Here is a 5,650-nt window from a genome sequence, read left to right as displayed (position 1 = left end):
CCACCCACGATCCGCGGTAGGGAATGATCTTGCCCAGGAAGTAAGTGCGCTGGTTGGCGGTCTCGAAGAACACGCCCGGGGAGCGGTGCAACTGGCTCACGATCACGCGCTCGGTGCCGTTGATGATGAAGGTGCCGTTGTTGGTCATCAGCGGCACGTCGCCGAAGAAGACCTCCTGCTCCTTGATGTCGCGGATGGAGCGGTTGCCGGTCTCCGCGTCCTTCTCGAAGATGGTGAGGCGGATGGTGACCTTGAGCGGCGCGGAGTAGGTCATGCCGCGCTCTTCGCACTCGGTGACGTCGTACTTGAGCTGCAGGCCCACGGGGTCGCCGCACTTGTTGCAGAAGTCGGGGGTGTTGGCGTTGTAGGTGCCGCAGCGCGAGCACAGCACGTCGCCGGGGTGGAAGGGATCGGTGATGACGGTGGAGCCGCAGTTCCGGCAGGTGGTGCGCAGGTGGTGCAGCCCCTTGAGGTGGCCGCACTTGCACTCCCAGTTGCCGATGGCGTAGTCGACGAACTCCAGTTGCGAGACGTTGCGGAAGTCGGTGATGGGGAAGACCGACTGGAAGACGGCCTGCAGCCCGGCATCGTCGCGCTCGCTGGGCAGGCGGTCCATCTGCAGGAAGCGGTCGTAGGAGCGCTTCTGCACCTCGATGAGGTTGGGGATCTGGATGGTGGCCGGGATCTTGGAGAAGTCGAGCCGGCTGCGGAAGGCGTTATTCTTGTTCGGCATTCCTCACTCCTGAAATCGTGCGCCCGGCCCTCGCGGGCCGGGTCCTGCGGCGCTGCCGGCAGCCGCGCGCGCCGGCAGCGGAAAAGGCGTCAGCGCCCGCGGGAACAGGGGTTCCCGGCGGCGCCGGTGGCGTCTGCCCTAGCCTGGATTGTGTGTTTCCGCGCCAGTCTGGCCTGTCTTCGGTCCCCGCTCGCCGGGACCGTCGCCGTCAGAATCGTTGCCATGCGGGCCGCCCTCGCGGGCCGCCCGCCCTCTCACCTTTGGCGTCAGGAAGGCTGCTGGATTAGATTCTCCAGCCGCCTTCCCGGATTCGCTCTCGCCGGGTGCGCGCCGCCTACTTCACTTCCACGGTGGCGCCGGCCTCGGCGAACTTCTTCTTGATGTTCTCGGCCTCTTCCTTGTTGACGCCCTCCTTCACGGTCTTGGGGGCGCCGTCGACCAGGTCCTTGGCCTCTTTCAGGCCCAGGCTGGTGACCTCGCGGACGGCCTTGATCACGTTGATCTTGTTGGCGCCCACCTCTTTGAGGACGACGGTGAACTCCGTCTTCTCCTCGGCCGCGGGCGCGCCCGCCGCCGCCGCGCCGCCGGCCACGACCACCGGGGCCGCCGCGGCCGCGGAGACGCCCAAGCGCTCCTCCAGCCGCTTCACCAGCTGCGCCGCATCCAGCAGCGACAGGCCTACGATTTGCTCTTCCAACTGCTGCAGATCCGCCATGTCAGTTCTCCACTCTGAGGTATCGATTGTGCTGCCCTGGCACCAGTTCCCAGGTTTCCAGTGCGGGCTTCCCGGCCAGACAACCGGGGCCGCAACCCCTGACAACCGATCACCAAACCCTTCACCAGCACGTCAGCACGCCCGCGCTGGCTGAACTCTTTCGGTCTCTGGATCACCCGATCACCCGATCGCGGCGATCACCCGAGGCGAGGCCGCTAGGCCTCGCGGAACTTCTTCTTCTCCACGCCCTGGTTGAGCACGACCGCGACGTCGCGGCCCACCGCGTTCATCACCGTCACCAGGCGCTGCGCCGGCGCCTGGATGAGGAAGAGCAGCTTGGAGAACACTTCCTCCCGCGACGGCAGCGTCGCCAGCGCTTCCAACTCCTTCACGGAGAGAGCGCGCCCTTCCACGACCCCGGCCCGGACCATGAATTCCGGGTTGTCCTTCGCGTACTTGGAGAGCGCCTTGGCCAGGGCCACGGGGTCGCCGCTGGTGTAGGCGATGGAGGTCACGCCGGTCAGGTCCTTCAGCGCGGGCTCCACCTTGGTGCCCTTGGCGGCGCGCTCGGCCAGGGTGTTCTTCACCACCTGGTACTGGGCGCCGGCGGCGCGCACCGACTTGCGCAGTTCGAAGTCCTGCGCCACCGTCAGCTTGCTGAAGGTGCCGACGATCAGGTGGCTCACCCGGTTCAGGTCGGCGCTCAGCTTCTCGACTTGTTCTTTCTTCTTGGCCTTCGTGACCGCCATGGTCTTCAGTCCCTTTCCGGTCTTTTTCTGACGCCGGCGCTACGCTTTGGCCGCCGCTTCCAGCGGCGACACGTCGATCGCGATCCCCGGGCCCATGGTGGAGGACAGGGTGACCCCCTTCATGTACTTGCCCTTGGCCGCCACCGGCTTGGCCTTGATCACGCTGGTGATCACGGTGCTGGCGTTCTCGATGAGCTTCTCCGGGGCGAACGACATCTTGCCCACGGGCACGTGCACCAGCGCCGTCTTGTCGGTGCGGAACTCCACCTTGCCGGCCTTGATCTCCTGCACCGCCTTGGCCACGTCGAAGGTGACCGTGCCGGTCTTGGGGTTGGGCATCAGGCCCTTGGGACCCAGGATCTTGCCCAGCCGGCCCACCGACTTCATCATGTCGGGGGTGGCGATGAGGGCATCGAAGTCGGTCCAGTTCTCTTTCTGGATGCGCTCCACCGTCTCCTCGCCGCCCACGAAGTCGGCGCCCGCCTGCTCGGCTTCCTTCACCTTTTCGCCGCTGGTGACCACCAGCACCTTCTTCGACTTGCCCAGGCCGTGGGGCAGCACCACCGTGCCCCGCACCATCTGGTCGGCGTGCTTGGGGTCCACCCCCAGGCGCATGGTGACCTCCACCGTCTCGTCGAACTTGGCGTACTTCACCTTCTGCAGCAGGGGCACGGCGTCCTGCAGCAGGTAGGGACGCTTCTCCACCGCCGCCCGCGCCTTCGTGATGTTCTTGCCCGTCTTCCGCATCTTCTTCTTTCCTCGTCTCCCACCGCCGTCCGCTCTTCCGGGGGCCGTGGTCATCTCGACTTCTTGCAAACTCTCTGCGGCCGACGACCGAAGGCCGAGGGCCGACGACTTCTACGCCACGACCTCGATGCCCATGGAGCGCGCCGTTCCCTTCACCGTCTTGATGGCGGCTTCCAGGGAGGCGGCATTCAGGTCGGGCAGCTTCTGCTTGGCGATCTCCTCCACCTGCTTCTCGGTGACCTTGCCCACCTTGTCCTTGTTGGGGGTGCCCGAGCCCTTGGCGATGCCGGCCGCGCGCTTCAGCAGCACCGACGCCGGCGGCGTCTTGGTGATGAAGGTGAAGCTGCGGTCGCTGTAGACCGTGATCACCACCGGGATGATCAGCCCGTCCAGCTCTTTGGCGCTGGTGCGCGCGTTGAACTGCTTGCAGAACTCCATGATGTTGATCTGCGCCTGGCCCAGCGCGGGGCCCACCGGCGGCGCCGGGGTCGCCTTGCCCGCCGCGATCTGCAGTTTGACCTTGCCTGTTTCCTTCTTCGCCATAAGACCAGCTCTTAGCTTCTAGCTCCTAAGCTCTTAGCTTTGAAACCTCGAAACTCTGAAACCTTGAAACCTTGCTCAGGCCACTTTCTCGACCTGTCCAAACTCCAACTCCACCGGGGTCGACCGCCCGAAGATGGTGACCATCACCTTCAGGGTCTCGCGGTCCTCGTTGACCTCGTCCACCACGCCGGTGAAGCTGGCGAAGGGCCCCTCGGTGATGCGCACCGACTCGTTCTTCTCGAACTTGACCTTGAGCTTGGGCCGCTCCTTGCCCACCGCCACCTTGTAGACGATCTGGTTGACCTCTTCGTCCGACAGCGGGGTGGGCTGTTGTCCCGTTCCCACGAAGCCGGTCACGCGCGGCGTGGCCTTGACCACGTGCCAGACGTGGTCGTCCATGTCCATCTCCACCAGCACGTAGCCGGGATAGAACATGCGCTCGGTGGTGTACTTCTTGCCGCCGCGCACCTCGGTGACGGGCTCGGTGGGAATCAGCACCCGCCCGATCTTCTCCTGCAGGCCGAAGGCCTGGATGCGGCTCTCCAGCGACTCCTTCACCTTGCGCTCGAACCCCGAATAGGTGTGGACGATGTACCACTTCATGTTGGGGTTGCGGGCGGGCTCGGGCGCGGCCGCGCCCTCGGCCGCCGCCGGCGCTTCCGCCACCGGCTCCGCCGGCGGGGCCGCCTTCGTCTCTTCCGCCGTCTCCGGCGCCGTCACTTCCGCGGTCTCGTTGTCCACGTTCTTCTCTTGGTCCTGCATGGTCATGCGCTACCGGAAATACCGGAAGACCTTGTCGAGGCCGAAGCTCAGGGCCAGGTCCACCACGTAGAAGTAGGCGCCGAACAGGAACACGGTGATGATCACCACCAGCGTGGTCGCCTTCACTTCCTTCCAGGAGGGGGCGGTGACCTTCTTGGTCTCCGTCCGCACCTCGGTGTAGAAGCCCTTGATGCGCTGCGGCCAGGACTTGATCTTTCCGCCGATCGAATCTTCATCCATGATCTGCGCTGCGATTGACTTCGCCATGCTCGGGTCCCGCTTTCCTCATTGCACCGGCCACTTCCCGGCTCGCGACAAAACCTGGCAGGGGCGGAGGGATTCGAACCCCCAAGTCCGGTTTTGGAGACCGGCAGTTTAACCGTTGAGCTTACGCCCCTGTTCGAATTGGGTAATTGCGCAATTGAGTAATTGGGGAATTGTCAGATGCCGGTCTCCCAAATTACCCGATTACCAAATTACCCAATTCCTCAATCATTTCACTTCCTTGTGCAGCGTGTGCTTGCGGCACTTGCGGCAGAACTTGCTGAACTCCAGCCGCTCCGTCGTGGTCTTGCGGTTCTTGGTGGTGGAGTAGTTCTTGTCTTTGCATTCGTTGCACTGCAAGGTCACGATCTCGCGCGCCATGGTCTGTCTACCTTATTCCTACCGCCTTAGGCTCTCCGGCGGGAAAGTCAACCAATAGAACATATTCCCAACGAATCAGGGCTAAGTGATCACCGTCTTCGCGTCCAACGCGGATCCAGAGCCCCATGTCATCGCTGTCTTCCGCATAAACCCACAGCATCCCGGTCGCCGGGACTCCCAACGCCGCTGCCTCGCAAGCATCTTTCCCCTCGCTGCTGAGTAAGACAGCCAACGTCCTTTCGTTGATCTTCACGCAGTCAGGCTCGCAAGAGCGCGATCCAGGATGCGGCCAAGACTCTCCTCGGCAGACGCAGAGCCACTATCGAAATAGTCGTCGACGATACTCTCTTCGATCGTCAGCGGCACGGTCCTACCATTCACCTGCAACTGGACATCGAAACGCTGTTCGATGGTTCGAAGCAGCACGCGATTCACCGTGACGGCCAATCCCGAGCGCCGAATCCGCTCGCCAAGCGCGTGCGCGAGCCGTTGAGTCTTCTGCAAGAGAGCTTCCCTCGTACGCTCGCCCGCCATGGCGCTGCGCGCGTAGTCCTCTTCCGGAATCCCCATCTTCCTGGCCACTGTCTGTTGTTCGGGCGTGAGTTGCGGTAACTGTTCCCGCGGGACGTTTCGCACCGCTTGCCAGGCCCCCAAACTCGCTCGCCATCCGTCCACTGCGATTTCCATAATCCAACCTACTTGATGATCTCGGTGATGGTGCCGGCGCCCACGGTGTGGCCGCCCTCGCGGATGGCG

The 5,650-nt window shown here is 63.9% G+C and carries 10 protein-coding genes and 1 tRNA gene; all 11 read right to left on the bottom strand.

The features are described from left to right. On the bottom strand, window positions 1-733 hold a 733-nt coding region (locus VEG08_08845), incomplete at its 3' end, for a DNA-directed RNA polymerase subunit beta (protein HXZ28088.1). A gap of 334 nt (window positions 734-1,067) precedes the next feature. Next, complete coding sequence (gene rplL / locus VEG08_08840) at window positions 1,068-1,448, bottom strand: 50S ribosomal protein L7/L12 (protein ID HXZ28087.1); 381 nt, start codon at window positions 1,446-1,448, stop codon at window positions 1,068-1,070. 215 nt (window positions 1,449-1,663) lie between these two features. Then, on the bottom strand, window positions 1,664-2,197 hold the full coding sequence (gene rplJ, locus VEG08_08835; GenBank protein ID HXZ28086.1) for a 50S ribosomal protein L10: 534 nt from the start codon (window positions 2,195-2,197) through the stop codon (window positions 1,664-1,666). Window positions 2,198-2,236: 39 nt separating this feature from the next. Beyond that, window positions 2,237-2,944 (bottom strand): 50S ribosomal protein L1, encoded by a 708-nt coding sequence (gene rplA / locus VEG08_08830; GenBank protein HXZ28085.1) that lies wholly within the window; start codon window positions 2,942-2,944, stop codon window positions 2,237-2,239. A 111-nt stretch (window positions 2,945-3,055) separates the two neighbouring features. Next, window positions 3,056-3,487 carry a 50S ribosomal protein L11 gene (rplK, locus tag VEG08_08825; GenBank protein ID HXZ28084.1) on the bottom strand — a complete coding sequence of 144 codons (432 nt, stop codon included), beginning with the start codon at window positions 3,485-3,487 and terminating at the stop codon, window positions 3,056-3,058. Window positions 3,488-3,562: 75 nt separating this feature from the next. Then, entirely contained in the window at window positions 3,563-4,255 is a 693-nt protein-coding gene (nusG, locus tag VEG08_08820) for a transcription termination/antitermination protein NusG (protein HXZ28083.1), read from the bottom strand. 3 nt (window positions 4,256-4,258) lie between these two features. Next, a complete protein-coding gene (gene secE, locus VEG08_08815) occupies window positions 4,259-4,516 on the bottom strand; it encodes a preprotein translocase subunit SecE (protein ID HXZ28082.1) in 258 nt (85 codons plus the stop codon). Window positions 4,517-4,571: 55 nt separating this feature from the next. Next, window positions 4,572-4,647 (bottom strand) — tRNA-Trp (locus tag VEG08_08810). 94 nt (window positions 4,648-4,741) lie between these two features. Beyond that, window positions 4,742-4,894: a 50S ribosomal protein L33 gene (rpmG, locus tag VEG08_08805; GenBank protein HXZ28081.1), complete on the bottom strand. Its 153-nt coding sequence runs from the start codon at window positions 4,892-4,894 to the stop codon at window positions 4,742-4,744. 7 nt (window positions 4,895-4,901) lie between these two features. After that, entirely contained in the window at window positions 4,902-5,147 is a 246-nt protein-coding gene (locus VEG08_08800) for a hypothetical protein (protein HXZ28080.1), read from the bottom strand. After that, complete coding sequence (locus VEG08_08795) at window positions 5,144-5,581, bottom strand: hypothetical protein (protein HXZ28079.1); 438 nt, start codon at window positions 5,579-5,581, stop codon at window positions 5,144-5,146. The genes VEG08_08800 and VEG08_08795 overlap by 4 nt, the downstream gene beginning before the upstream one ends. Window positions 5,582-5,650 lie beyond the last annotated feature (69 nt).

The sequence above is a fragment of the Terriglobales bacterium genome (genome assembly GCA_035624475.1).
Taxonomy (GTDB): domain Bacteria; phylum Acidobacteriota; class Terriglobia; order Terriglobales; family Acidobacteriaceae; genus DASPRL01.
Note: the sequence above shows the minus strand (reverse complement) of the source record. Positions and strands in the feature narration are given on the sequence as shown.

Coding starts and splice junctions, on each gene's coding strand:
- rpmG (HXZ28081.1), bottom strand. CDS start 4,894: ATGGCGCGCGAGATCGTGACCTTGCAGTGCAACGAATGCAAAGACAAG.
- secE (HXZ28082.1), bottom strand. CDS start 4,516: ATGGCGAAGTCAATCGCAGCGCAGATCATGGATGAAGATTCGATCGGC.
- rplL (HXZ28087.1), bottom strand. CDS start 1,448: ATGGCGGATCTGCAGCAGTTGGAAGAGCAAATCGTAGGCCTGTCGCTG.
- rplK (HXZ28084.1), bottom strand. CDS start 3,487: ATGGCGAAGAAGGAAACAGGCAAGGTCAAACTGCAGATCGCGGCGGGC.
- rplJ (HXZ28086.1), bottom strand. CDS start 2,197: ATGGCGGTCACGAAGGCCAAGAAGAAAGAACAAGTCGAGAAGCTGAGC.
- nusG (HXZ28083.1), bottom strand. CDS start 4,255: ATGACCATGCAGGACCAAGAGAAGAACGTGGACAACGAGACCGCGGAA.
- rplA (HXZ28085.1), bottom strand. CDS start 2,944: ATGCGGAAGACGGGCAAGAACATCACGAAGGCGCGGGCGGCGGTGGAG.
- VEG08_08795 (HXZ28079.1), bottom strand. CDS start 5,581: ATGGAAATCGCAGTGGACGGATGGCGAGCGAGTTTGGGGGCCTGGCAA.